The 26,828-nt window shown below is 72.3% G+C and carries 20 protein-coding genes; 9 read left to right on the top strand and 11 right to left on the bottom strand.

What is annotated here, in order from left to right:
• Positions 1–95: 95 nt before the first annotated feature.
• From PV341_RS15315 to PV341_RS15305, 3 genes are all read right to left on the bottom strand, one after another.
• Positions 96–653: a Uma2 family endonuclease gene (locus PV341_RS15315; protein WP_500321848.1), complete on the bottom strand. Its 558-nt coding sequence runs from the start codon at positions 651–653 to the stop codon at positions 96–98.
• Between the two features lie 106 nt (positions 654–759).
• Positions 760–1,584 (bottom strand): PaaX family transcriptional regulator, encoded by an 825-nt coding sequence (locus tag PV341_RS15310; RefSeq protein ID WP_500321847.1) that lies wholly within the window; start codon positions 1,582–1,584, stop codon positions 760–762.
• 4 nt (positions 1,585–1,588) lie between these two features.
• Positions 1,589–3,193: an AMP-binding protein gene (locus PV341_RS15305; protein ID WP_500321846.1), complete on the bottom strand. Its 1,605-nt coding sequence runs from the start codon at positions 3,191–3,193 to the stop codon at positions 1,589–1,591.
• A 95-nt stretch (positions 3,194–3,288) separates the two neighbouring features.
• Between PV341_RS15305 and PV341_RS15300 the strand changes: the two genes are divergently transcribed.
• Positions 3,289–4,395, top strand: coding sequence for an acyl-CoA dehydrogenase family protein (locus tag PV341_RS15300; RefSeq protein ID WP_500321845.1), 1,107 nt, complete (start codon positions 3,289–3,291; stop codon positions 4,393–4,395).
• Positions 4,392–4,790 (top strand): RidA family protein, encoded by a 399-nt coding sequence (locus PV341_RS15295; protein WP_500321844.1) that lies wholly within the window; start codon positions 4,392–4,394, stop codon positions 4,788–4,790. Before PV341_RS15300 ends, PV341_RS15295 begins: the two co-directional genes overlap by 4 nt.
• 383 nt (positions 4,791–5,173) lie before the next feature.
• Here the strand turns inward: PV341_RS15295 and PV341_RS15290 are convergent, their stop codons facing one another.
• The 8 genes from PV341_RS15290 to PV341_RS15255 all read right to left on the bottom strand — a co-directional run bounded on the left by PV341_RS15290 (position 5,174) and on the right by PV341_RS15255 (position 16,419).
• On the bottom strand, positions 5,174–6,409 hold the full coding sequence (locus PV341_RS15290) for an RNA polymerase sigma factor (protein WP_500321843.1): 1,236 nt from the start codon (positions 6,407–6,409) through the stop codon (positions 5,174–5,176).
• Between the two features lie 8 nt (positions 6,410–6,417).
• Positions 6,418–6,771, bottom strand: a complete 354-nt coding sequence (locus PV341_RS15285) for a YciI family protein (protein ID WP_499514568.1) — start codon at positions 6,769–6,771, stop codon at positions 6,418–6,420.
• A gap of 147 nt (positions 6,772–6,918) precedes the next feature.
• Positions 6,919–9,834, bottom strand: coding sequence for a hypothetical protein (locus tag PV341_RS15280; RefSeq protein WP_500358074.1), 2,916 nt, complete (start codon positions 9,832–9,834; stop codon positions 6,919–6,921).
• Complete coding sequence (locus PV341_RS15275) at positions 9,834–11,678, bottom strand: HSP90 family protein (RefSeq protein ID WP_500321839.1); 1,845 nt, start codon at positions 11,676–11,678, stop codon at positions 9,834–9,836. Before PV341_RS15275 ends, PV341_RS15280 begins: the two co-directional genes overlap by 1 nt.
• Before the next feature lie 50 nt (positions 11,679–11,728).
• Entirely contained in the window at positions 11,729–12,751 is a 1,023-nt protein-coding gene (locus PV341_RS15270; protein ID WP_500358072.1) for a hypothetical protein, read from the bottom strand.
• Between the two features lie 123 nt (positions 12,752–12,874).
• Entirely contained in the window at positions 12,875–14,404 is a 1,530-nt protein-coding gene (locus PV341_RS15265; RefSeq protein ID WP_500358070.1) for a helix-turn-helix domain-containing protein, read from the bottom strand.
• Positions 14,405–14,418: 14 nt separating this feature from the next.
• Positions 14,419–14,925 carry a methylated-DNA--[protein]-cysteine S-methyltransferase gene (locus PV341_RS15260; RefSeq protein ID WP_500358068.1) on the bottom strand — a complete coding sequence of 169 codons (507 nt, stop codon included), beginning with the start codon at positions 14,923–14,925 and terminating at the stop codon, positions 14,419–14,421.
• A 3-nt stretch (positions 14,926–14,928) separates the two neighbouring features.
• Positions 14,929–16,419, bottom strand: coding sequence for an AlkA N-terminal domain-containing protein (locus PV341_RS15255; protein ID WP_500358066.1), 1,491 nt, complete (start codon positions 16,417–16,419; stop codon positions 14,929–14,931).
• A gap of 133 nt (positions 16,420–16,552) precedes the next feature.
• On the opposite strand from PV341_RS15255, the gene PV341_RS15250 reads away from it, so the two are divergent.
• From PV341_RS15250 to PV341_RS15220, 7 genes are all read left to right on the top strand, one after another.
• A complete protein-coding gene (locus PV341_RS15250) occupies positions 16,553–17,380 on the top strand; it encodes an isocitrate lyase/PEP mutase family protein (protein ID WP_500321834.1) in 828 nt (275 codons plus the stop codon).
• A gap of 265 nt (positions 17,381–17,645) precedes the next feature.
• On the top strand, positions 17,646–20,360 hold the full coding sequence (gene acnA / locus PV341_RS15245; RefSeq protein WP_500358065.1) for an aconitate hydratase AcnA: 2,715 nt from the start codon (positions 17,646–17,648) through the stop codon (positions 20,358–20,360).
• Positions 20,361–20,626: 266 nt separating this feature from the next.
• Positions 20,627–22,018, top strand: a complete 1,392-nt coding sequence (gene ngcE, locus PV341_RS15240) for an N-acetylglucosamine/diacetylchitobiose ABC transporter substrate-binding protein (RefSeq protein ID WP_499514577.1) — start codon at positions 20,627–20,629, stop codon at positions 22,016–22,018.
• A gap of 105 nt (positions 22,019–22,123) precedes the next feature.
• Positions 22,124–23,056, top strand: coding sequence for a carbohydrate ABC transporter permease (locus tag PV341_RS15235; RefSeq protein ID WP_500321831.1), 933 nt, complete (start codon positions 22,124–22,126; stop codon positions 23,054–23,056).
• A 16-nt stretch (positions 23,057–23,072) separates the two neighbouring features.
• Complete coding sequence (locus PV341_RS15230; protein ID WP_500321830.1) at positions 23,073–24,008, top strand: carbohydrate ABC transporter permease; 936 nt, start codon at positions 23,073–23,075, stop codon at positions 24,006–24,008.
• A 227-nt stretch (positions 24,009–24,235) separates the two neighbouring features.
• Complete coding sequence (locus tag PV341_RS15225) at positions 24,236–25,432, top strand: ROK family transcriptional regulator (RefSeq protein ID WP_499514580.1); 1,197 nt, start codon at positions 24,236–24,238, stop codon at positions 25,430–25,432.
• A gap of 146 nt (positions 25,433–25,578) precedes the next feature.
• The gene (locus tag PV341_RS15220; RefSeq protein WP_500321829.1) at positions 25,579–26,682 is read left to right on the top strand and encodes a sugar ABC transporter substrate-binding protein; all 1,104 of its coding nucleotides are present in this window, start codon (positions 25,579–25,581) and stop codon (positions 26,680–26,682) included.
• The last annotated feature ends 146 nt before the right edge of the window (positions 26,683–26,828 follow it).

The following is a 26,828-nucleotide window of genomic DNA, read 5'->3' as shown; positions in this document are numbered from 1 at the left end:
AGCGTGAGCCGGGGGCGGGGGGCGTCCGTCCGCCCACGGGCCGCACGGACGCCCCCCGCCCCCGGCTCACGCTGGACGTGTGAGAGGCGGCAGCCTCAGCCGAAGGCGGAGGTGTCGAGGGCGAACGCGAACGGCTCGGGGAGGTCGAGCTCCTTGCCGAACAGCACCCGGACGTCCTGGCGGTAGTCCTCGGCGTCCGGCTCGCTGTACAGGGTGACCGTGCCCTCGGTGCGGTCCACCAGCAGGTAGAACGGGATGCCGGCGGCGGCGTAGCCGCGTCGCTTCGGGCCGCGGTCCTTGTCCGGGCGGGAGGACTTCACCTCGACGGTCATCACGACGCCGTCCGCATCTGCCCACGAGTCGAGACCGCGGAAGAAGCGCCGGGGGGCCACGGATGCGTCGGGGACGAAGCGGCCGAGCGGGGTGATCAGCCCCTTCGTACCCACGCCGTACAGTTCTGCGGCGGACTTCCTGGCGATCTGCCAGAGCAGTTCGCCGACGGCGTCCTCGTGGTCTCCGTCGGGCGGCGGGGTCACGACGATCTCCCCCTCGATCAGCTCGGCGCGGTACCCCTCGGGCACCGTGAGGTCGAGGAAGGCGGCGAGCACGGCGTCGCCGCCGGGGCCCGAGCGTTCGGTCGCGGGCAGTGCCATCTCGCGTACCTCCTCGATCGTCGTGGTTCCGCTCCGATGTGGTCAGGTTATGCCCCGCCGGGTGGCGCGGGCGTACATCCTGCCGACGATCACCGGAGGAGGGCGGTCACGCCGTGGGGCCGGCGGACCGCGCGAACTCCGTCCCCGCGTCGTGCAGCCGCGCGTGCAGGCCCTCGAAGACGGCGGCGGCGCGGCCGCCGGGCCAGTCGGGCGGGAGGAGGGCGGGCGCCAGGCCCGGGTCGGCGTAGGGGAGGCGGCGCCAGGAGTCGAGGGCGCGCAGGTAGTCCGCGAAGGCCTCCTGCGGCGGGGTCGCCTCCCGGGCGGCCCAGGCGCGCAGCACGGGCTCGTGGGCGTCGAGGAAGGCGTGGTGGCGCTTGGCGACGGCGTCGAGGTCCCACCAGCGGCGCACGGCCGCGGCCGTCGGTTCGAAGCCGAGGTGGGTGCCGGTGAAGAGGTCGACGTAGGTGTCCAGGCCGAGCCGGCGCAGGGTGTGCAGGGCCTCCTCGTGGAGGCGGGCGGGCGCGATCCACACGCCCGGGGCGGCGGTGCCGAAGCCCAGCCGGGCCAGGCGCGAGCGGAGCAGGTGCCGCTTGTGGCGCTCGCTCTCCGGCACGGAGAAGACCGCGAGCACCCACTCCTGGTCGCCGGCTCCGCCGGCCGGGTGACCGTAGATGCGGCGATCGCCGTCGGCGAGCAGCTGCCGGGCGTCCTCGGACAGGGCGTAGCCCGCGGCGCCGGCGACGCGGTCCGGCTCCAGCAGCCCGCGGCGCTTGAGCCGGGAGACCGCCGAGCGTACCGACTGCGGGTCCACGTCCACGGCGCCCATCAGCCGGATCAGCCCGGCGACGGGTATCCGCCCGTCCCAGGCCTCGGCCCGGCCGTAGGCGCCGAAGAAGGTCACGATCAGCGAACTGGGGGTGTGCTCGGTCACGCGATCACTGTAGGTCGCGCAGCCGGAAGCGCTGCAGTTTCCCGGTGGGAGTGCGGGGCAGGGCGTCGAGGAAGGCGATCTCGCGCGGGCACTTGTAGCTCGCGATCTCCTCCCGGGTGAAGGCGCGCAGCGCCTCGACCGTGTGCTCGTCGCGCGGAGGGCCGTCCCGCAACACGACGAAGGCCCGGACGATCTGGCCGCGCTGGTCGTCCGGCACGCCGATGACCGCGGCCTCCCGTACGTCGGGGTGGCGCAGCAGCGCCTCCTCGACCTCGGGGCCCGCGATGTTGTACCCCGACGAGATGATCATGTCGTCGGCGCGGGCCACGTAGCGGAAGTAGCCGTCCGGCTCGCGCACGTAGGTGTCGCCGGTGAGGTTCCAGCCGTCGCGCACGTACTCCCGCTGCCGTTCGTCCGCCAGGTAGCGGCAGCCCGTGGGACCGCGCACCGCGAGCAGCCCCGGTTCGCCGTCCGGCACGGGGGACAGCGTCGAGGGGTCGACGACCCGGGCCTGGTAGCCCGGCACCGGCAGGCCCGTGGTGCCCGGCCGGATCACGTCGTCGGCGGCGGAGATGAAGATGTGCAGCAGCTCCGTGGCCCCTATGCCGTTGATGATCCGCAGCCCCGTCGACTCGTACCAGGCGTGCCAGGTCGCCTCGGGCAGGTTCTCGCCCGCCGACACGCAGCGCCGCAGCGAGGACAGGTCGCGGGTGCCGTGCGAGGCGAGTATGGCCCGGTAGGCGGTGGGCGCGGTGAACAGCACGGTCACCGCGTGCTCCGCGACGGCCCGGGCGAGCTGTTCGGGGCCGGCCTGCTCCAGCAGCAGCGCCGACGCCCCCACGCGCAGCGGGAAGACGACCAGGCCGCCCAGCCCGAAGGTGAAGCCCAGCGGCGGGCTGCCGGCGAACACGTCGGCGGAGGTCGGTCGCAGTATGTGCGCGGAGAAGGTGTCGGCGATCGCCAGCACGTCCCGGTGGAAGTGCATGCACCCCTTGGGCCGTCCGGTCGTCCCGGAGGTGAAGGCGATCAGCGCGACGTCGTCGGCCGAGGTCTCCACCGCGGGGAAGGGGTCCGGCCGGTCGGCTGCGAGCCGCAGCAGATCGTCCGGCGCCTCCCCGCCGTACGTGGCGATGCGCAGCCCGGGCGCCTCGCACTTGGCGAGGTCGTCGACCGCGCGGATGTCGCACAGTGCGTGCCGGACGGCGGCGATCTCGCAGATCGTCGCCAGCTCGTGCGGGCGGTGCGCCGCGAGCACGGTCACCGCGACCGCGCCCGCCTTCATGACGGCGAACCAGCACGCCACCAGCCACGGCGTGGTGGGGCCGCGCAGCAGCACGCGGTTGCCGGGCACCACCCCTAGCTCGTCGGTCAGCACGTGCGCGATGCGGTCGGAGGCGGCGCGCAGGTCCGCGTACGACCAGACCTCACCGTCCGGCATCCGCAGGCAGGGCGCCTCGGGCAGGCCGGCGGCGAGGAGTTCGGTGCCGCAGTTGAGCCGGCCGGGATAGGCCAGTTCGGGGAGGTCTTGGGTCAGGACGGGCCACTGGTCACGCGGCGGGAGATGATCCCGCGGGAAAGTGTCCACGTGTGCTGATGGCAGCAGGTCCATGGCGGGTTCGCCCCTCGTTGGCCCCTGGTTGCGGACGGATTCAGCGTAACGTGTTTGTGACGGCAGTCAACGGTACGCGATACGGGAGGTGCCGCGTGGCATCGTTCGCGCTGGACCCGGAACAGCTCAAGTGGTGTGCACAGGTCCGTGATTGGGCCGCCGAACGGCTCCGGCCGCTGGCGGGGTCCGGCGAACCCGGGCGGGTCAACCGGCCGCTGCTCGCGGCCCTCGGCGAACTCGGCCTGCTGGGGCGCCTCTTCCCCGGTACCGCCCTCGAGCTGTGCCTGCTCCGGGAGTCCCTGGCCCGGGAGTGCACCGAGGCGGAGACCGCACTCGCCCTGCAGGGCCTGGGCGCCCACCCCCTGCTGGAATCCCCCGAACTGGCCGCCCGCTGGATCCCGCGGGTCGTCTCCGGCGAGGCCGTCGCGGCCTTCGCGCTCACCGAGCCGGGCGCAGGTTCCGACGCGGCCGCCCTCGAACTGGCCGCGGAGCCCGCCCCGGACGGCGGCTGGCGGCTCACCGGCGAGAAGTGCTGGATCTCCAACGCCCCCGAGGCCGACCTCTACACGGTCTTCGCCCGGACCACCCCCGGCGCGGGGTCCCGCGGCGTCACCGCCTTCGCCGTCCCCGCCGACCGCCCCGGCCTCGGCGGCGAACACCTCGACATGCTCTCCCCGCACCCCATCGGCCGGCTGCGCTTCGACGCCGTACCGGTCGGGCGGCACGACGTGATCGGCGAGGTCGACCGCGGCTTCCGGGTCGCCATGACCACCCTCAACCGCTTCCGGCCCAGCGTCGGTGCCTTCGCGGTCGGCATGGCGCAGGCCGCCCTCGACGCCGCCACCGCCCACGCCGCCTCCCGCACCGCCTTCGGCGCGCCCCTGAAGGAGCTCCAGGCCGTCTCCCACGCCCTCGCCGAGATGGCCACCCGCACCGAGGCCGCCCGCCTGCTGGTCTACGCCGCCGCCGAGGCCTACGACTCCGGTGCCCCCGGCACCGCCCGCAGCTCCGCCATGGCCAAGCTCTTCGCCACCGAGACCGCCCAGTACGCCGTCGACGCCGCCGTCCAGATCCACGGGGCCCGCGCCCTGGAGCGCGGCCACGTCCTGGAACACCTCTACCGCGAGGTCCGCGCACCGCGTATCTACGAAGGTGCCACCGAAGTCCAGAGGTCGATCATCGCCAAGGAGCTCTTCGCATGACCCTGAACCGGATCAACCCGCCCGAGCTCTCCCCGCCCACCGGCTTCAGCCACGCCGTCACCGCCACCGGCCGCACCCTCGTCCTCCTCGCGGGCCAGACCGCGCTGGACTCCGGGGGCAAGGTCGTCGGGGACACCCTCCCCGCCCAGTTCGAGCACGCGCTGATCAACCTGCTCACCGCCCTCCAGGCCGCCGGCGGCACCCCCGCCGACCTCGCCCGCCTCACCGTCCACACCACCGACGTCGCCGCCTACCGCGACCACGCGCCCGAACTCGGCCGGATCTGGCGCGCCCTGGCCGGCCGGGACTACCCGGCGATGGCGGTCATCGGCATCACCCGCCTGTGGGACGAGGAGGCCATGGTCGAACTCGACGGCCTCGCCGTGCTCTCCTGACCCGAGGTCAGGAGGAACCCGGGATACGGGGGTGGCCCGGCACGTCGGTGGTGGCCGCTCGCCGTTGCCTGCGTCTGACGGCCGGGACTCGCCGAGGTGGCGGCCGCCGCGTGCCGGGGGCGGTGGCCGGCCGTCACGGTGTCCGCGACGCTTCGCGACGGTGGCTGTGGCGCGGCTCCGCGCGCCGCCGGGCGTACGTCAGGATGGCGCGGCCGCTGCCGGTACGCGACGAGCCCGGGTGGGTGCGTGAGGCCCGGGCCGGGACGCGAGGCGGTGTCACCACCGGTGATGCGGCCGCGGCGTCGTGCGGGGCCCGCGCAGTCGTTGCGGAGGTGGCACCGCTCCGCGCGCGTCCGCCCGGTTCCAAAGGCCCCGCACGGCGGTCAGGGCGGGCCGCCGAGCGCCTCACGCCTGCGCAGCAGGAAGTCCCGTTCGGCATCGTTCTCGGTGCGGGCGGCGGCTGCTCCGTACGCCTGCGCGGCCTCGGGCGTACGGCCCAGGCGGCGCAGGAGGTCGGCGCGGACGGCGTGGAAGGCGGGGTAGCCCTCCAGGGGGAGGCCGTCGACGGCGGCGAGCGCGGCGGCCGGACCCTCGACCTCGGCGAGGGCGACGGCGCGGTTGAGGGCGACCACGGGGCCCGGGGCGAGCGTCGTCAGCTGGTCGTAGAGCGCCAGGATCTGCCGCCAGTCCGTGGCGGCCGCGACCGGGGCGTCGCTGTGCACGGCGCTGATCGCCGCCTGGATCTGGTACGGCCCCGGCCGGCCGCGCCTCAGGCAGCGGCGGACCAGGGCCCGGCCCTCCGCGACCAGCGCCCGGTCCCACAGGGCGCGGTCCTGCTCGGCCAGCGGCACCGCTTCGCCGTCCGCGGCGGTGCGGGCCGGGCGGCGTGCCTGGACCAGCAGCATCAGGGCGAGCAGCCCCAGCACCTCGGGCTCGTCGGGCATGAGCCCGGCCAGCAGCCGGCCCAGGCGGATCGCCTCGGCGCACAGGTCCTCGCGGACCAGGCGGTCCCCGGAGCCGGGCAGGTACCCCTCGTTGAAGACCAGGTACACCACCGCGAGGACGGCGCCGAGCCGTTCGGGCAGGTCGGCCTCGTCCGGGACGCGGTACGGGATCCGGGCGTCGCGGATCTTGCGCTTCGCCCTGACCAGGCGCTGGGCCATGGTGCTCTCGGGGACGAGGAAGGCCCGGGCGATCTCGGCGGTGGTGAGCCCGCCCAGCAGCCGGAGCGTCAGCGCCACCCGTGAGGCCGGGGCGAGCGCGGGGTGGCAGCAGGTGAAGAGCAGACGGAGCCGTTCGTCCCGCACGGGGCCCTCCTCGCCGGGTTCCCGGACGTCCCGGGCGTCCTGCAGCAGGGCGGCCCGGGCGTGCCGGTCCTCGCGGGCCGCCTCCCGGCGCAGCCGGTCGATCGCGCGGTTGCGGGCGGTGGTGATGATCCACCCCGCGGGGCTCGGCGGCAGCCCGGTCCGCGGCCACCGCTGGACGGCCGTGGTGAAGGCGTCCTGGACCGCCTCCTCGGCGACGTCGATGTCGCCGAACCGGCGGACCAGGACGGCCACCGCGCGCCCGTACTCCTCGCGGAAGACCCGCTCGACCTCCGGTGCGCCCGGCTCCGGCACGCTGGCCGTCAGTCCTCGACCTCGTGCGCGAAGGGCCGGACCTCGATGGGCAGCGTGGTCACCCGGGCCAGCCGGCGGCCCCAGGCGAGCGCGGCGTCGAGGTCGGCCGCCTTGATGATCGTGAAGCCGCCGAGGTACTCCTTGCTCTCCGCGAACGGCCCGTCCGTGACGAGCACCTCCTCGCCCCGCGGCCGCAGCACGGTGGCTGTGTCCGGGGCGTTCAGTCCCGCGCCGAAGACCCAGGCCCCGGCCTCCTTCATCTCCCGGTTGAGGACGTCCAGGTCGGCCAGGACCCGGGCGAGGAACTCGGGCGGCGGCGGGGTCCCCTCGGGCTGGTACACGCTGAGCAGGTAGTGCTTCATGTCGGGCGTCCTCGCGGTCCGGGCCGGCCCTTCGCCGGCGTTCCACCCCCTACACGAACGGCGACCGCCCGGATCGACACCCCGCGCCCCCGGATGTCCGGGGGACGGGCGGCGCCGAGGGCGGTCGCCTCGTTCGTACCACGGGTGTCAGCTCCGGCGGCGCGACGACACCTCGTCCCGCACCCGGGAAAGGACCACGGCCGCGTGGTCGAGCCCCGCCGCCCGGCACCGGGTGATCGCGGCACCGAGACGGGACAGGGCCGCGTCCGGCCGGTCCAGGCCGTTCGCCTCGACGAGGGCGGCGACCCGGACGGCCTCGGCGCGCGGCGCCTCGCCCCGCGGCCCGCCCTCCTCGTAGGCGGCGATCGCCCGCTCCAGTTCGGCGAGCGCCTCGGGGAAGCGCTCGGCGCCGGCATAGGCCCGGCCGCGCTGGTAGTGCGTGGCGCCGCTCTCGTACCAGAGGGCGAAGTCCTCGTCGTCCGCGGGCACGGCCGCCAGCACCTCGTCGGCCTCGCGCAGGTGGTCCAGGGCGGTCTCCAGGCCCTCGGCGCCGTGTGCCGAGACGGCGGAGCCTGCGAAGTCCCGCATCATCTCCGCGACCGCGTGCGGGTTCGGCCCCTTCGCGTGCGAGGCGACGGCGCGGTCGTACGCGGAGCGCGCCGCGTCCTCGCGGCCGGCCTGCAGCAGGGCGACGGCGGCCTCGCAGGCGGCGAGCGTGTGCGTGAACTGCTCCTCCCACCCCTGGACGGCGTCGGCCAGCAGCAGGAACTGCTCGGCGCTCGCGCGGTGCTCCTCCAGTTCCCGCAGGCCCCGCGCCAGCAGCAGCCGGGCCTGGGCCAGGGCGCGTTCGTCCATGCCGGCCGCGGCCTCGTCGCAGACCAGCGACTCCAGCACGGCGACGGCGTCCGCCTGGCGGTCGGCGCGGGCGAGCACGTCCGCCAGCTCCACCCGCAGCTCGGCGGCGCCCGTGGCGTCGTCCTCGCGGTCCAGCCGCGCCGCGGCGTCGGACAGGTGGCGTACGGCGGCGTTCAGGTCGCCCGCGTGGTCGGCGGCGTGGCCGAGCAGCGCGTGGGTGCGCGCCACCGGGAACGCGGTGTCGTTATGGGCGGTGGCCGTGGCGAGCGCGCCGTGGAACTGCTCCATGGCCTCCTCGGGGCGGTGCTGCTGCAGCAGCACCTGGCCGAGCAGGCCCCGCGGGCGGGTGGCGCGCCAGGGCGTCCCGGCCGCCTCCACGACCCGCAGCGCGCTCCGCAGTTCCCGTTCGGCCCCGTCCAGGTCCCCGGAGCGCGCCGCGAGATCGGCGGCGGACATCCGGGTGTTGACCGTGCGCTCCGGGATGCCGAGCCGCTCCGACTCCGCCAGGGCCTCGGCCACGGCCGCCTCGAAGCGCTCGCGCAGTTCCGCCGGGACGTCCGGCAGCGTGGCCGCCGCCTCGGTGTGGGCGAGGTAGGCACGGCACTGCAGCACGACGCAGTAGGCGCGCCGGACCTCGGCGGAGCCCTCGCCGTCCACCAGTGCGCGGGCCTCGGTCCGCACCGCGTCCAGCTCCGCCCGGCCCGCGACGGCCTCCGGGCCGGGCTCCACGCCCACCGACGCCAGCCGCGCGCGGGAGGTCAGGACGCGCTCGGGCATGCCGGCCAGGGCGAACAGCTCCCGTGCCTCGGTGAGCGCGGCCCTGGCCGCCGTCCGGTCCTCGTCCTCCATGGCCGCGAAGGCGCGGTGCTCGGCCAGTTCGGCCCGCAGGCGCTCCTCCGGGCCCAGCCGGGGGTCGTGCACATGGCCTTCGGTGCCGGCGCGCTCGGCGATCCGGCGCCACAGCTCCTCGTCGCCGGGACGGCCGGCGTCCCCCATCTCGCGGGCCCTCTCCACCAGTTCGACGAAGTCCTCGGGCACCTCCCGCCCGGCCACGGCGACGGGCGGGGCCGTCGCCGCCGGCCCGGCCGCGGGTGACGGCACGGCCGCGGTGCGCAGACCGAGTGCCAGCGGCTCGGCGAGCGGCGGGCGCCGGGTCAGGCGTGCCCGGCGGCGCTCGCCGACGGCGGCGGTGCCGTTGCGCCGGTCGAACGCCGCGGCCAGGGTGTCGCCCTGCTCGCTCACGTGGTCCTGCAGTTCCCGCGCGGTCCAGGTGCGCCCCAGCGGTCCGGCGACGGGGGCCGCGTCGTACCCCTCGTCGACCAGGCGCCGGGTGAGGACCTCGACGCCGGTGAGGAAACCGAGCAGCGACAGCGGCGCGCCGGTGGTGCCGAACAGGGCGCGGTTCTCGGCGAGGATCTCCAGCGCCCGGCCCTCGTTGCCGGACAGCGCGCAGAACTCCACGTGCAGTCCGGTCTCCTCGGCCATGCCGATCCGGCCCCGGGCGTGCCGGTAGCCCGTCAGATGGTGGGAGCGGGCCTCGTCGGTGCGGCCGAGGCGCAGCAACGGCAGCAGGGCGTGGGCCTGGGTGACCCAGGGCTCCTCCTCGCAGGTCTGGACGCCGTCGAGGACCGGTTCCCAGGTCCGCAGGGCCCGCTCGTCGTCGCCCGCCGCGAGGTGGTGCAGTCCCTGGTGCCGGGTCTCGCAGGCCGGGCAGTCGCTGAGCCGCTCCTGGCGCCGGGTGACCCACAGGTCCCAGGCCGTCTCGCGGTCCGCGCCGGTGTGGGCGGCGATCCGGTGCCGCATGGCCGCCACCGGCTGCAGGCCCTCACCGGCCGCCCGGTAGCGCTCGCCCATCTGGCCGACCCACCCGTGGACCGTCGCCAGCGGGACGTCCGGCACCTGGAGCAGCGAGGTCGTCACCCACTTGTGGCGCCACAGCACCTGGTGGCCCTCCCACTCGCTGAAGGAGCCGGGCACCTCCTCCCACAGCTTGAGGATCCGGGCGAAGACGACCGGCGACTTGCGGTGCTCGGCGGCGTACTCGTACGCCGACATGAGTTCGAGCAGCGCCGTCACGAGGACGTCCTTCTCCTCGAACTGCTCGGCCGCCTCGACCAGTTCCTCGGCGGTCACGGTGCGGGGCGTTCCGTAGGGGCGCTCGTTGTTCTCGCGGAGCGCCTCGAACACGGCCTCGGGGGTGTCCAGCATCAGTGCTCCTTGGCGTCCGGCCCGGACGCGGGGGTGTCCTGGTCGTGCATGGCGTGGGTGAGCAGACCGATGAAGGCCCGGTTGAGCAGCGCGCTCTCCGAGGACTTCAGCGGCCGCCGGGTGAGCAGCAGCGCCTGCCCGTACAGGGCCTCGGCCGTGGTGAGGGCCAGTCCGCGCTCGGTGACGGTGGCGGCCCGGCGCACCAGCGGGTTGAGGTGGTTGAGGACGAGCTGCGCCCGCGGGGCCTGCGTGCGCAGCGAGCCGAGGATGTCCGCCCACAACCCGTCGCTGCTCTCCGCGAGGCCGGACCGGGTGCGCTCGTGGCGTGCCTCGCGGTCGTCCAGGAGCAGCGCGGGCGCCGTGACCGGCTGGAAGGCCCGCAGCACGACGTCGCAGTCGTACTGGCCGACGACCTCGCGGGCGACCGCGAGGAAGGAGGCGGCGGCGAGTTCGGCGGCCGAGTCGACCGGGTCGAGGTGCGCGGTCATGGTGGCCGGGTCCAGGTCGGTGACCGTGGTGCCGGGACGGATCTCCGGCAGCCGGTGCACCAGGTCCCGGTCGTAGGTATAGCCGCCGTTGACGACGCCGAGGCCGGCCGCCGCCGCGATCGGGGCGACCTGCCGGAACTCGTCGACGCTGCGGGTGACCAGCACCGTGGGGTGGGCGCGGGCGAACTCCTCCAGGGTGACGTTGCCGTCCGTGGTCTCGAAGGGCAGCCACGGCAGCAGCATCCGCAGCAGCGCGTCGTCGTAGCGGGCCAGCGCCTTGACGGCGAGGTGGTGGCTGTCGATGAAGCGCCGCAGGAGCGCCGGGTCGCTGGCGGCGAGCCCGGTCAGCCAGTCGCGGATGCGGGCGCCCAGCGCGTCGCGGACGGCGGCCAGGGTCTCGTCCTCGTACAGCGCCTCGCGGGAGGCCGTCGGGCGCAGGCTGGTGACGTCCACGACGCAGCGGACGAAGAACGCCCACTCCGGCAGGAGCTCGGCGGCCCGGTCCGAGAGCAGCATGCCCTTCAGGTGCACCCGGTGCCCGGCCCGCTCCGACGGGTTGACGGGGGTCGGCAGCACGTAGGCCACGCCGCGCAGCCCGGCGACGGGCAGGTCGAGGTCGATGGTGTCGAGCGGGGTGAAGCCGAACGACGCGCGGCAGTGCTCGGCCAGCGCCTCGGCGCGGGCCAGCGGGGAGCCGTGGCGGCGCTCCCACGGAGGGGTCTCGTTGATCAGGGTCGTCTCGCCGCGCGGGTCGACGACGGTGACCTCGTGCCGCAGCAGGCTGCCGTAGTGCCGGGCCAGCGACGCCACCCGGCCGGGCTCCGTCCACTCGCCGGCGTCCGCGCGCGGGGTCAGCGTCACGCGCGTGCCCGGCTCGGGCAGCGCGTCGGCGGGGAGCGTGCGCAGGGTGTAGCTGCCGTCGGAGCGGCCGCGCCATTCGACGGCCGGGGCGCCGGGGGCGGTCGCCGGGCGGCTGACGACCGTGATCTCGTCGGCCACCACGAAGCAGGCCAGCAGCCCGATGCCGAACTGGCCGATGAAGTCGCCGCGGGCGGCCTCGATCTCGCCGTCGGCGGCGCGCTTGGAGCTGCGCCCGATGGTGGCGAGGAAGGTGTGCACGTCGGCCTCGCTCAGCCCGACACCGGTGTCGGTGACGCTGAGCGTGTCACCGGTCCGCACGGTGATCCTGGCCGGTGCGCCCGGCTGGACCGCCTGCCGGGCGGTGATCGCGTCGACGGCGTTCTGCAGCAGCTCCCGCAGGTAGACGCGGGGGCTGGAGTAGAGGTGGTGGGAGAGCAGGTCGACCAGGCCGCGCAGGTCGACCTGGAACGTGTGCGCTGACGGGGACTGGGACACCGAAGGGGCCTTCCGGGCGGTGCGCGGACGGGGAACGGGGCGCGGGGCGGTCAGGGACGTCCGGCGCGGGACCGCAGGGTGCGGTAGGCCGCCACCGGGTCGTTGCCGTTGAGGTACTGCCACGGGAACTCGGTGACGACTCCGCCGGTGGCGGCGAAGGCCTCGGCCGCCGCCTTCTTCTCGCCGGCCAGCGCGAAGGCCATGGCGAAGGTGTTGAGCGTCCCGACCGGGTCGAAGGAGCCCTGGTACGCCGGGTTGCGGTAGGAGCGGTCCGCGGCCTCGTGCAGCTCCTTCTCGACCTGCAGGCGGAGCATGTACGCCGTGTCGTCGCCGCGGTCCAGGTCGCCCCAGTGCTCGAGGTGCGCGACCGCGACGAGCACGCCCATGTCGCTGCCCTCGGGGGCGGCCAGCATGGACTCCCGGGCGAAGGCGTGCATCTCCTCGTGCGAACCGCCCCACTTGCGGCACATCTGCTGCAACTGCTGCTGGTGCGCCCCCAGGTGCAGCGGGGAGCGCCGTACGGTGGCCTCGAAGCGCAGCCGCGCGAGGTCCGGGCCGACCTGCAGCCCCCGGCCGCTCATCTGCAGGAAGTACCAGGGGGACGCCCATGCTGGTTCGAGCTCCGCGGCCCGGTACAGCAGGTCCTCGGCCACCTCGAGGCGCTCGTGGAACACCTGGAACTGCTCACGCGAGACGTGCTGCGCGCGCAGTCCGGTCCGGGCCTCCCAGGCCCAGGTCACCTGGCGGGCGCCCGCCACCAGCCGGGCGAGCCCGGAGTCGGGCTCGGCCGCCACGACGGCCGGCATCCAGCGCTCCCAGCCGTCGACGTCCACGACGTTCGCCACGAGCCAGCTGCGCTCACGGTCGTCGGTCACCGCCGACAGCCGCTCCCGGATCGCGGGCCAGTCCGCCGCGGCGGCGGCCGCGCGCAGGCCCGCGAGCGCGGGGTTGCCGCGCGCCGGGTCGAGCCGGGGCGACGGGCGCGGCGCCCACCGCCTCAGTGAGAACGCGGAACTGCGCCGCGCATTGCCGTCCACCGTTCCGCCCGCGGTACCACCTCGGACCGCCACCATGAAGACCCCCTCCTGGCCTGGCCGTTCCTCCCCCATGGGCCATGATCCGCGGCCCGGAGCATGACTATCACGGCCACCTTGCGGGGGAGTAGCCGGTTCGCCGGCCAGGAGGGGCGGGACGGGTCAGATGTCGCGGAACGTCTCGATCTGCGCCCCGATGGAGTTGAGCCGCTCGGCCAGTTCCTCGTAGCCGCGGTTGATGACGTACACGTTCCGCAGCACCGAGGTGCCCTCGGCGGCGAGCATCGCCAGCAGCGTCACCACGGCGGGCCGCAGGGCCGGCGGGCACATCATCTCGGCGGTGCGCCAGCGGGTCGGGCCCTCGACCAGCACCCGGTGCGGGTCCAGCAGCTTGACGTTGGCGCCGAGCCGGGTCAGCTCGGTGAGGTAGATGGCGCGGTTGTCGTAGACCCAGTCGTGGATGAGGGTCGAACCCTGGGCCGTGGCGGCGATGGCCGCGAAGAAGGGCACGTTGTCGATGTTGAGGCCCGGGAAGGGCATGGGGTGGATCTTGTCGATGGGGGAGCGCAGCTTGGAGGGGCGCACGGTGAGGTCGATCAGCCGGGTGCGGCCGTTGTCGGCGGGGTACTCGGCGGAGCGCTCGTGGTCCAGGCCCATCTCCTCCAGGACCGCCAGCTCGATCTCCAGGAACTCCACCGGCACCCGCCGGATGGTCAGCTCGGACTCGGTGACCACGGCCGCGGCCAGCAGGCTCATGGCCTCCACCGGGTCCTCGGAGGGCGCGTAGTCCACGTCCCGGTCGATCTCGGTGACACCGTGCACGGTCAGCGTGGTGGTGCCGATGCCGTCCACCCGGACGCCCAGCTCCTCCAGGAAGAAGCACAGGTCCTGGACCATGTAGTTCGAGCTGGCGTTGCGGATGACGGTCACCCCGTCGTGCCGGGCGGCCGCCAGGAGCGCGTTCTCGGTCACGGTGTCGCCGCGCTCGGTCAGCACGATCGGCCGCCGCGGGGCCACCGAGGGGGCGACCCGGGCGTGGTACATCCCGCTGGTGGCGGTCACCTCCAGCCCGAAGTGCCGCAGGGCGGTCATGTGCGGCTGGACGGTACGGGTGCCGAGGTCGCAGCCGCCCGCGTACGGGATGCGGAAGCGGTCGGTGCGGTGCATCAGGGGGCCGAGGAACATGATCACGCTGCGGGTTCGGCGGGCGGCGTCGGTGTCCATGGCGTCCAGCTCCAGCCGCGCCGGCGGGACGACCTCCAGGTCGTTGCCGTCGTTGATCCAGCGGGTCCGCACGCCGATGCTGTTCAGCACCTCCAGGATGCGGTAGACCTCCTCGATCCGCGCGACGCGGCGCAGGGTGGTCCGCCCGGAGTTCAGCAGCGTGGCGCACAGCAGCGCCACGCACGCGTTCTTGCTGGTCTTGACGTCGATGGAGCCGGAGAGCCGGCGCCCGCCCACGACACGCAGGTGCATGGGACCCGCGTAGCCGAGGGAGACGATCTCGCTGTCGAGCGCTTCACCGATTCGGGCGATCATCTCAAGGCTGATGTTCTGGTTCCCGCGTTCAATACGGTTCACCGCGCTCTGGCTGGTCCCGAGCGCCTCCGCCAGTTGGGACTGGGTCCAGCCCCGGTGCTGGCGGGCGTCACGGATGAGCTTGCCGATGCGTGCGAGGTAGTCGTCTCCCATGCGGAGAGACTATCTCACATATGAGATGGCAACCCGAGCTCCAGGTCCAGCAGGTACCGCTTGCGCTCCAGTCCGCCCCCGTATCCGGTGAGGCTGCCGGAGGCCCCGACCACACGGTGGCAGGGCACGATGATGCCGACCGGGTTGCGTCCGCCTGCGAGTCCGACGGCGCGCGACGCGCCGGGGCTGCCGAGCTCCTCCGCCAGCTGACCGTACGTCATCACGGTGCCGTACGGGATGGCCCGCAGACCCGCCCAGACTCGCTGCTGGAAGGCGGTGCCGCGCAGGTCCAGCGGCAGGTCGAAGGCGGTCAACTCGCCCGCGAAGTACGCCCGCAGCTGCTCGGCGGCCCGCGCGAACGGCGACGTCACCGGGTCGCGGCGCGCGCCGAAGGACTCCTCCGGCGGACGGTGACGCTGCGCGGGCATGTAGAGACCTGACAGGACGCCGTCGGTCGCGACCAGGGTCAGCGGCCCGACGGGGCTGTCGATCACGGCGTGCGTGCGAAGGGACATGATCATTCCTCAGGCCGGTTCGGCGGGCAGGACGTTGACGGGGTGGTCGCCGGTCGCCCACAGGTGCTGCACGGCGTACGCGCGCCACGGCCGCCAGGCCGCGGCCCGCCGGACGAGGGCCGCGGGGGTCGTGGGGAGGCCCAGTTTTTCCGCGGCCGCCCGTACGCCCAAATCGGTGGCGGGGAAGGCGTCCGGGTCGCCGAGCGCCCGCATCGCGACCACCTCGACCGACCACGGGCCGAAGCCCGGCAGCGCGGCGAGCTGCCGCCGGGCCTTCCCCCAGTCGCTGCCGACGTCCAGGTCCAGGCCCCCCTCGGTGAGCGCGGCGACCAGGGAGGTCAGCGTGGCCCGCCGGGTGCCCGGCATCGCCAGGGACCCCGGGTCCAGGGCCGTCAGCGCCCACGGCGAGGGGAACAGGTGGGTCAGCCCGCCCCCGGGGTCGGCGACGGGCTCTCCGTGCGCCGCCACCAGCCTGCCGGCCAGCGTGCGCGCCGCGGCGGTCGACACCTGCTGGCCGAGCACCACGCGCACCGCGAACTCGGGCCCGTCCACGGTGCGCGGCACCCGGCGCCCGGGGTCCTTGTCCACGTAAGGGGCGAGCAGCGGGTCCTGCCGGAGCAGCCCGTCGACGGCGACCGGGTCGGCGTCCAGGTCGAGCAGCCACCGGCAGCGGCTGGTCGCATGCGACAGGTCCCGCCAGTCGGTGAGGGAGAGTCGGCAGGCGACGTGGTCGGGCTCGGGCCGCAGGGCCACGATCCCGTGGCCGTGGGGCAGCCGCAGTGTGCGGCGGTACGCACCCTCCCGCCACTCCTCCACGCCCGGCACGGCGGTCGCGGCCAGGTGCCCGAAGAGGTTGCCGGGGCACAACGGTGCCCTGAAGGGCAGCCGCAGCGCCAGCGAGCCCGCCACGTCGGCGGCGGGGGCGCGGTGCCGCCCCCGTGCCGCCCGCGTCCGCAGCTCGCTCGGGGTGAGCGCGAAGACCTCGCGCACGGTGTCGTTGAAGGTGCGGATGCTGCTGAAGCCGGCGGCGAAGGCGACGTCGGCCATGGGCAGCGCCGAGGTCTCGACCAGCAGGCGGGCCGTCTGCGCCCGCTGCGCACGGGCGAGGGCAAGCGGCCCGGCCCCGAGCTCGGCCCGCAGCTGCCGCTCCACCTGCCGGGTGCTGTAGCCGAGACGTGCCGCGAGCCCGGGTACGCCGTCCCGGTCGACGACCCCGTCCGCGATCAGGCGCATGGCGCGGGCCACCAGGTCCGCCCGCTCGTTCCACCGCGGGGAACCGGGGGCGGCGTCGGGGCGGCAGCGCTTGCAGGCGCGGAACCCGGCCTGCTGGGCGGCGGCCGCGCTCGGGTAGAAGGTCATGTTCCGCGGCTTCGGCGGCACCGCGGGGCAGCCGGGCCGGCAGTAGATGCGGGTGGTCAGCACCGCGGTGAAGAACCACCCGTCGAAACGGGAGTCCTTCGACTGCACGGCGCGCACACAGCGCTCGAAGTCCTCATGCACATCCCCCAGCATCCGTGGCCCGCGCGGGCCGGGGCTAGCGAGAATCCGACGTGGACGTACGGGGAGGCGGCGCGGGACGTACGTGTCGGAAATCCGCCGGACCCGGGCCCCGGCCGGTGATGGACTGCGGTCCGTGATCAGCGAACTCAAGGCCAAGGCCGAACTCTTCCGCTCCCTCCACGTCCCCGGGCGCCCGTTGCTCCTGGCCAACGCCTGGGACGCCGCCAGTGCCCGCGTCGCCGAGCGCGCCGGGGCCGCCGCCGTCGCCACCACCAGTTCCGGGGTCTCCTGGACCCTGGGCACCGCGGACGGCGACCACGTCGACCGCGGCCTCGCGCTGGAACTGACCGCGCGGGTCGCCGCGGCCGTCTCCGTCCCGGTCAGCGCCGACGTCGAGGGCGGCTACGCGGCCGACCCCGAGGGCGTCGCGGAGACGGTGCGGGCGGTGCTGGCCGCGGGCGCGGTCGGGATCAACATCGAAGACTCCCACGACGGCGGCCCCGCGCCGCTGCGCACGGCCGACGGACAGGCCGCCCGCATCGCCGCCGCCCGCCGCGCCGCCGACGAGGCCGGGGTGCCGTTGTTCGTCCACGCCCGCACCGACACCTTCCTGCGGGGCGCGGGCGACCTGGGGGAGACCCTGGAGCGTGCCGCCGGCTACCTCGCGGCGGGCGCCGACGGCATCTTCGTGCCCGGCGTGACCGACCCGGCCGTCGTCGCCGCCCTGGCCGAGGGCATCGACGCCCCCGTCGGCATCCTCGCGGGGCCCGGCGCGCCGCCGGTGTCCGTGCTGGCCTCCGCCGGCGCCGCGCGCGTCAGCCTCGGCAGCGCGGTCGCCGAGGCCGCCTACGCCCTCGTCGACCGCGCCGCCCGCGAGCTCCTCGCCACCGGCACGTACGCCGCCGCCGCGGGCGGCATCCCCTGGGGCGAGCTCAACGCACTGATGCTCCCGCAGGCCTGAGCGCGGGGCCTCACGGCGGCACCCAGGCGGGGCGGGACGGACCCCCGGGGACATGGGAAAGGGCGTGATGCCGCATACGGGCGGCCCAGCGCATGACCCGGCAGCGGTGATGTATTAGAGTTATCTCGACATCGAGATATCTGCCAAGGCGCACCGCTGCCGCCAGAGGTAAGGCTCACCTTACTTAGCCTTACCTTAGCGGATCGGCCAGGGGTCGAAGCGGCAGCATTGCGGTGGTACGCGCAAAGTTACGAAGGAGACTGTCGTGTCGGCGAACAGCTTCGACGCCCGCAGCACCCTGCAGGTGGGCGACGAGTCGTACGAGATCTTCCGGCTGGACAAGGTCGAGGGCTCCGCGCGCCTCCCTTACAGCCTGAAGGTGCTGCTGGAGAACCTGCTCCGCACCGAGGACGGCGCCAACATCACGGCCGACCACATCCGTGCGCTCGGCGGCTGGGACTCCCAGGCCCAGCCGAGCCAGGAGATCCAGTTCACGCCGGCCCGCGTGATCATGCAGGACTTCACCGGCGTGCCCTGCGTGGTGGACCTCGCCACCATGCGCGAGGCCGTCAAGGAGCTGGGCGGCGACCCGTCCCGCATCAACCCGCTGGCCCCGGCCGAGCTGGTCATCGACCACTCGGTCATCGCCGACAAGTTCGGCACCCCGGACTCCTTCGCGCAGAACGTGGAACTGGAGTACGGCCGCAACAAGGAGCGCTACCAGTTCCTGCGCTGGGGCCAGACCGCGTTCGACGAGTTCAAGGTCGTCCCGCCGGGCACCGGCATCGTCCACCAGGTGAACATCGAGCACCTGGCCCGCACCGTCATGGTCCGGAACGGCCAGGCCTACCCCGACACCCTCGTCGGCACCGACTCGCACACCACCATGGTCAACGGCCTCGGCGTGCTGGGCTGGGGCGTCGGCGGCATCGAGGCCGAGGCCGCCATGCTCGGCCAGCCGGTCTCCATGCTGATCCCGCGCGTCGTCGGCTTCAAGCTGACCGGCGAGCTCCCCACCGGCACCACCGCGACCGACCTCGTGCTGACCATCACCGAGATGCTGCGCAAGCACGGTGTCGTCGGCAAGTTCGTCGAGTTCTACGGCGAGGGCGTCTCCGCCACCTCGCTCGCCAACCGCGCCACCATCGGCAACATGTCGCCGGAGTTCGGCTCCACCGCGGCGATCTTCCCGATCGATGCGGAGACCATTAACTACCTGAAGCTGACCGGCCGTTCGGAGCAGCAGCTCGCGCTCGTCGAGGCGTACGCCAAGGAGCAGGGCCTGTGGCTGGACCCGGCCGCCGAGCCGGACTTCTCCGAGAAGCTGGAGCTGGACCTCTCCACGGTCGTACCCTCCATCGCCGGCCCCAAGCGCCCGCAGGACCGCATCGTCCTCGCAAACGCCGCCGAGCAGTTCAAGAGCGACGTGCGCAACTACGTCGACACCGCGGACGAGTCCGGGAAGGAGTCCTTCCCGGCCTCCGACTCCCCGGCCGCCACCAACGGCGTCCCGACCCGCCCGACCCTGGTGACGGCTCCCGACGGGTCCACGTACGAGATCGACCACGGCGCCGTCACCGTCGCCGCGATCACCTCCTGCACCAACACCTCGAACCCGTACGTCATGGTCGCCGCCGCCCTGGTGGCCAAGAAGGCGGTCGAGAAGGGCCTGACCCGCAAGCCGTGGGTGAAGACCACGCTCGCCCCGGGTTCCAAGGTCGTCATGGACTACTACGACCGCGCCGGCCTCACCCCGTACCTGGACAAGATGGGCTTCAACCTGGTCGGGTACGGCTGCACCACCTGCATCGGCAACTCCGGCCCGCTGCCGGACGAGGTCTCCAAGGCCGTCAACGAGCACGACCTGGCCGTCACCTCGGTGCTGTCGGGCAACCGCAACTTCGAGGGCCGGATCAACCCGGACGTCAAGATGAACTACCTGGCGTCCCCGCCGCTGGTCGTCGCGTACGCCATCGCCGGCTCCATGAAGGTCGACATCACCAGGGACGCCATCGGCACCGACACCGAGGGCAAGCCGGTCCACCTGCAGGACATCTGGCCCTCCGAGCAGGAGGTCAACGAGGTCGTCGCCGCCGCGATCGGCCAGGACATGTTCGCCTCGTCCTACCAGGACGTCTTCGCCGGCGACGCCCAGTGGCAGTCGCTGCCGATCCCGACCGGCAACACCTTCGAGTGGGACCCGCAGTCGACCTACGTCCGCAAGCCCCCGTACTTCGAGGGCATGAAGGACCAGCCGGACCCGGTCACCGACATCTCCGGCGCCCGCGTGCTGGCCAAGCTGGGCGACTCGGTCACCACCGACCACATCTCCCCGGCCGGTGCGATCAAGGCCGACACCCCGGCCGGCAAGTACCTCACCGAGCACGGTGTGGAGCGTCGTGACTTCAACTCCTACGGCTCCCGCCGCGGCAACCACGAGGTCATGATCCGCGGCACCTTCGCCAACATCCGCCTGCGCAACCAGATCGCGCCGGGCACCGAGGGCGGCTACACCCGCGACTTCACCGCCGACGGCGGCCCGATGTCGTTCATCTACGACGCCTCCCAGAACTACCAGGCCGCCGGCATCCCGCTGGTCGTCCTGGCGGGCAAGGAGTACGGCTCCGGCTCCTCCCGCGACTGGGCCGCGAAGGGCACCGCGCTGCTGGGCGTCAAGGCCGTCATCGCCGAGTCGTACGAGCGCATCCACCGCTCGAACCTGATCGGCATGGGCGTCCTGCCGCTGCAGTTCCCCGAGGGCGCCTCGGCGGCCTCGCTGGGCCTGACCGGTGAGGAGACCTTCTCGTTCACCGGCATCACCGAGCTCAACGACGGCACCACGCCGCGCACCGTCAAGGTGACGACCGACACCGGCGTCGAGTTCGACGCCGTGGTCCGCATCGACACCCCCGGTGAGGCGGACTACTACCGCAACGGCGGCATCATGCAGTACGTCCTGCGCTCCCTGATCCGCAAGTAGGGATCACCGCGTCCGGACCCGACGAACGGGCCCGCACCCCTGCCGGGGGTGCGGGCCCGTTCGCGTTACCGGCAGGTCTCAACTAGGGAAAGCTGTCCGTCAAAAGCGCGCATGACCTTGCCCACCTCGCGGGAAGTGGACTATACCTGTCGGCGTCCAGGAGGCCCGCTGAACGCGGGCTTGCGCGGGGGGAACAACGGGTGCGTGGCCCGTGCACAGATTCAACTCCGCACCGCATGGGTCCTGGAGAAGGTGAGGACTTGAGCATGAGATCCGACGTCAACCGGCGCGATCTGATCAAGCGGGCTGCAGCGGTGGGCCTGTTGGCCGCTCCGGCCGCGGGTCTGCTGAGTGCCTGTGCGTCCAGCGGCAGCGGCAACAACAAGGCCACCGAGAAGGGCGAGAAGTCCAAGGACAACCCCTTCGGCGTGGCCAACGACGCCCCTCTGGACGTCGTGATCTTCAAGGGCGGCTACGGCGACGACTACGCCAAGGCGTTCGAGAAGCTCTACGGGAAGAAGTTCGACGGGGCGAAGATCAGCCACCTGGGCACCCAGGAGATCACCGGCAAGCTCCAGCCCCGTTTCAACGCCGGCAACCCGCCGGACGTCGTCGACGACTCGGGCGCGCAGCAGATCAAGCTGGACGTGCTCTACAAGAGCGGCCAGCTCACCGACCTCACCCCGCTCCTCGACGCGCCCTACATCGACGACCCGAGCAAGAAGGTCAGGGACGTCCTGCAGCCCGGCACCATCGAGACGGGCAGCTTCGACGACGGCAAGATGTACCAGCTGTCCTACATCTACACCGTCTGGGGCCTGTGGTACTCCGGCAAGCTCTTCAAGGAGAAGGGCTGGACCGCGCCCAAGACCTGGGCCGACTTCATGTCGCTCTGCGCGGAGATCAAGAAGTCCGGCATGGCGCCCTTCTGCCACCAGGGCAAGTACCCCTACTACATCAACATCGTGGTCATGGACCTCATCGCCAAGCAGGGCGGTCCCGACCTGGTGAAGCGGATCGACAGCCTCGACCCGACGGTGTGGGACGAGCCCGCCGCCAAGGCGGCCGTCGAGGCGGTCTACGAGATCGCCGACAAGGGCTACCTGCTCCCCGGCACCAACGGCATGACCCACATCGAGTCGCAGACAGCCTGGAACGAGTACAAGGCGGCCTTCATCCCCTGCGGTTCGTGGCTGGAGAACGAGCAGCTGAAGGCCACCCCCGCGGACTTCGAGATGACCTTCCTGCCGATCCCCTCCCTGGACGGCGACAAGCTGCCCTTCGAGGCGATCCGGGCCGGCGCCGGTGAGCCCTTCATCGTCCCGAAGAAGGCCAAGAACCAGGCCGGCGGCCTGGAGTTCCTGCGGATCATGCTCACCAAGGAAGCGTCGAGCCAGTTCGCCCAGACGGCCAACTCGCTGACCGTGCTCAAGGACGGCGTCGGCTCCGACGTCCAGCTGCGCCCGGGCACCAAGTCCACCGTCACCGCGCTCAGCGCGGCCGGGAGCAACGTCTTCAACTACAACTACCCCAACACGCAGAGCGCCTTCGACACGGACGTGCAGAACGCCAGTGCCGAGCTGATGGCCAAGCGCATCAAGCCCGCCGACTGGCTCAAGCGGGTCAAGGCGGCGGCCGAGAAGGCCAAGAAGGGCTAAACGTTCCCACCGGCCCTTGCGCACCGGGGCCCCGGTGCCCCCTGATGGTCCAGGGGGCGTTCGGGGCCCCGGTGCGACGGTCTACCCGATGGCAGGAGCAGCGCCATGCGATACCGCAAGTACCCGTTCATCGCGGGATTCCTCTTCATTCCGGTCGTGCTCTACGTCGTCTTCGTGATCTGGCCGTACCTGCAGACGTTCGGGTATTCCCTGACGGACTGGTCCGGGCAGTCCCAGGAGATGCATTTCGTCGGTCTGAAGAATTACACGACGCTCTTCGGGGACCACGTCTTCCTGCAGGCGCTCCAGCACAACGTGCTGCTTCTGGTGTTCCTTCCGGTGATCACGATCCTGCTGGCGCTCTTCTTCGCCTTCATGCTCAACGTGGGCGGCCGCGGCGGCACCACGGGTGTCCGCGGGGTGCACGGATCCGCCTTCTACAAGGTGATCTTCTTCTTCCCCCAGGTGCTTTCCGTCGCCATTCTCATCGTGCTCTTCCAGGCGGTCTACCGAAGTGACGGAAGCGGCCTGCTGAACGGCATCCTGATCAAACTGCACCTCGAGGATCCTCAGGCCCCGATCGAATGGCTGAACAGTCCCAACCTGGTGATGTGGTGCCTGCTCGGCGTGCAGATCTGGGCCGGTGTGGGTTTCTACCTGGTGCTGTTCTCCGCGGCCATGCAGTCCGTTCCCAAGGACATCTACGAGGCCGCCCTGCTGGACGGCGCCGGCCGCCTGCAGACCTTCTTCAAGGTGACCCTCCCGCTCCTGTGGGACAGCGTGCAGACGGCCTGGGTGTACCTCGCCATCGCCGCGATGGACTTCTTCGCCCTGGCCTCGGTCCTCACTCCGGGATCGAACTTCGGCGGCGGTCCCGACTACCACGGTGAGGTCATGGCGACCTACCTGATGCGCAACTTCCTCACCTTCGGAAAGAGCGGCTACGCCTGTGCGATGGGCGTCGTCATCCTCTTCCTCACCCTGATCCTTTCCGCCATCGCGCTGCGGGTCTCCCGCCGCGATCGCATCGAGTACTGAGCGGGGAGCGCATCCCATGGCCACTCCCATCAAGCAGCCCACTCCGGTACCGGTCTTCAAGGGGCAGCCCACCACCATCGGCAGCAAGAAGACGGAACGGGAACGCTTCGCCGACGGCGGCGCGTCGCTGAACGTCTTCTCGCACGGTTTCCTGGTCCTGTGGGGCGTGCTGATCCTCCTGCCCCTGGGCTGGATCATCCTCGGATCCTTCAAGAACAATTCCGAGATCGGCGCGAGCGCCTGGTCCTGGCCCTCGCACTGGTCCTTCGACGCGTTCTCCCGGGCCTGGGAGAAGGGCATCGGCGACTTCTTCGTGAACACGGTGATCGTGCTGGTGTTCTCGGTGCCGCTGACGATGCTGCTCGGGTCGATGACGGCGTACGTGCTGGCGCGCTACGAGTTCCCCGGCAACCGGATCATCTTCTACCTGTTCGTCGGCGGCGCGATGTTCCCGGTGTACCTCGCCCTCGTGCCGCTGTTCTTCATGGTCAGCAACCTGGGCATGCTCAACACCTACCAGGGCCTGATCCTGGTCTACGTCGCGTACTCGCTGCCCTTCACCGTCTTCTTCATGCACTCCTTCTTCAGGACCCTGCCCACGGCGGTGCACGAGGCGGCCATGATCGACGGCTGCTCCCACTCCCGGGCCTTCTTCCAGGTGATGCTGCCGATGGCGAAGCCGGGCCTGATCAGCGTGGGCATCTTCAACGTGCTCGGCCAGTGGAACCAGTACATCCTGCCGATGACCCTGCAGCAGCAGCAGTCCAGCAGCGACCCGGACCGCTCGATGCTGGCCCAGGGCCTGGTGAACCTGGCGCAGCAGCAGGGGTACTCCGGTGACTACCCGGCGCTCTTCGCGGGCATGACCATCGCGATGCTGCCGGTGCTCGTGGTCTACCTGTCCTTCCAGCGGCAGGTGCAGGCGGGTCTGACGGCCGGCACCTTGAAGTAACCGGAAGGTCACTCCACGTGGCCCGCCGTCCGTTCGCCCGGACGCCGGAGCGGAAGCGGTCCCGCCGTATGCGGGGCCGCTTCTGGATTTTTCGGGCATTACGTCAGCGGTCTGGTTCTGCCCCTTGACGGGAAGCGAGCCTAAAGGCTTGCTTAGAGTTCACATGTTGTAGACGACGGGGTCTCATCGGCGTGGCTCCCGTCCGGTTCGGCAGGAGTGGAATGGTCGTGGAGACTCCGGGGTCCCAGTCGTCGCTGCACCGGGCCAACCTCGAGCGGGTGGTCCGGGCCGTACGGCTGGCGGGTTCGCTGACGCAGGCGGAGATCGCCCGTACGACGGGGCTGTCCGCGGCGACGGTCTCCAACATCGTCCGCGAATTGCGCGACAACGGGACCGTACAGGTCACGCCCACCTCCTCGGGAGGCCGCCGGGCCCGTGCGGTGGCGCTGTCCGGCGACGCGGGCGTCGTCGTGGGCGTCGACTTCGGGCACTCCCACCTGCGCGTCGCGGTCGGCAACCTGGCCCACCAGGTGCTGGCCGAGCAGTCGGAGCCGATCGACGTGGACGCCTCGGCCTCCGAGGGCTTCGACCGGGCCGAGCAGCTCGTCGCGCGGCTGATCGAGTCGAGCGGCATCGACGCCGACAAGGTGATCGGCGTCGGCCTCGGCGTCCCGGGCCCGATCGACGTGGAGACCGGCGCGCTCGGGTCCACCGCCATCCTGCCGGGGTGGGGCGGCATCAACCCGCGCCAGGAACTGGCCGAGCGGCTGCGCATGCCCGTCCAGGTGGACAACGACGCGAACCTCGGTGCCCTCGGGGAGCTGGTCTGGGGCGGCGGCCGGGGCGTGAAGGACCTGGCGTACATCAAGGTGGCCAGCGGTGTCGGCGCCGGGCTGGTGATCGACGGCCGCATCTACCGCGGCCCCGGCGGCACCGCGGGCGAGATCGGCCACATCACGCTGGACGAGTCCGGCCCGGTCTGCCGCTGCGGCAACCGCGGCTGCCTGGAGACCTTCACCGCCGCCCGTTACGTGCTGGACCTGCTGCGCGGCAGCCACGGGCCCGACCTGACCCTGGCGCGCATGGTGCAGCTCGCGAGGGAGGGCGACCCCGGCTGCCGCCGGGTGATCGCGGACGTCGGCCGGCACATCGGCATGGGTGTCGCCAGCCTCGCCAACCTCTTGAACCCGAGCCGGGTGGTGCTCGGCGGCGATCTCGCGGAGGCCGGGGAGCTGGTCCTGGCGCCCATCAGGGAGTCGGTGGCGCGGTACGCGATCCCCAGCGCGGCCCGTAGGCTTTCGGTGGTCTCAGGGGGCCTCGGGGCCCGTGCGGAGGTCCTGGGCGCCCTGGCGCTGGCCCTCAGCGAAGTGGGCGATTCGTCCCTTTTGGATGCTAACGTTCCCGCAGCGGTTGCTGTGCCGTAGAGATCACTCTGCGTTCATCTAGATAACGAAACGCACCGTTGCCATCTCGTTAAGTATTTACTTCTTGACGTCAAGGCTGTTGCCGAGTTGACTCACGCTCACCTCGGCCGCAGTCTTTTGCGGCCCTGTCAGGGAGGCAACCCCACATGAACGCAATGATGCGTCGCGTCGTGATCGGCACCGCGGCCGTCTCCATGGCCCTTTCCGTTGCTGCGTGCGGCAAGGCCGGTGACGACAAGGCGGACGGCGGCAGCAGCAGCGCCGGCAGCAAGAGCAAGACCATCGGTCTGCTGCTCCCCGACAGCGTCACCGCGCGCTACGACAAGTTCGACAAGCCGCTGTTCGAGGCCAAGGTCAAGGAACTGTGCGCGGACTGCGACGTTCAGTACGCGAACGCCGCGGGTGACTCCGGCAAGCAGGCCCAGCAGGTCAGCACCATGATCACCAAGGGTGTCAAGGTGATCGTGATCAGCGCCCAGGACGCCGCTGCCATCAAGTCCTCCGTCCAGGCCGCCGTCGACAAGGGCATCAAGGTCATCGCGTACGACCGTCTGGCCCAGGGCCCGGTCTCCGCGTACGTCTCCTTCGACAACGAGAAGGTCGGCGAGCTGCAGGGCCAGGCGCTCCTCGACGCGCTGGGCGACAAGGCGAAGCCCTCGGCGAACGTCGTCATGATCAACGGTGACGACGCCGACCCGAACGCCGCGCTGTTCAAGGCCGGTGCCCACAAGGTCCTCGACGGCAAGGTCAAGATCGCCTACGAGCAGAGCGGTCTGTGGAAGGACACCGTCGCCAACCAGAAGGTGACGGCGGCCATCACCCAGATCGGCGCCAAGAAGATCGCGGGCGTCTACGCCGCGAACGACGGCATGGCCGGCGGTATCGCCACTGCCCTCAAGGGCGCCGGCATCAGCGGCATCCCGCTGACCGGTCAGGACGCCGAACTCGCGGGCATCCAGCGGATCATCGCGGGCAGCCAGTCCAGCACGGTCTACAAGGCGTTCAAGCCCGAGGCCGACGCCGCCGCCCAGCTCGCGGTGAACCTGGTCGAGGGCAAGGCGATCGACTCGCTGGCCACCACCTCGCTGACCAGCGGCTCCGGCGACAAGGTCCCGTCCCAGCTGCTGACCCCGGTCTCGGTCACCAAGGCCAACGTCAAGGACACGGTCGTCGCCGACAAGCTGTGGTCCGTCGCGGAGATCTGCACGGCCGAGTTCGCCGAGGCCTGCAAGGCCGCCGGCCTCCAGTAACACGGCAGGCCCTCCCCCCGGAGGCCGCCACGCGAACCTGTCCGGCGCCCGCCCCGTCCAACAGACCCCGCTGACGGGGCGGGCGCCGGACAGACAGTCCGTTCCAGTTCACGCAAAGCTGTGCAGCTTGCACAAAACTCCGCGCC

It is taken from the genome of Streptomyces sp. PA03-1a, from assembly GCF_033792805.1.
Classification (GTDB): domain Bacteria; phylum Actinomycetota; class Actinomycetes; order Streptomycetales; family Streptomycetaceae; genus Actinacidiphila.
The sequence above is the reverse complement of the archived record's forward strand: the minus strand, read 5'-3'. Positions and strand labels throughout refer to the sequence as shown.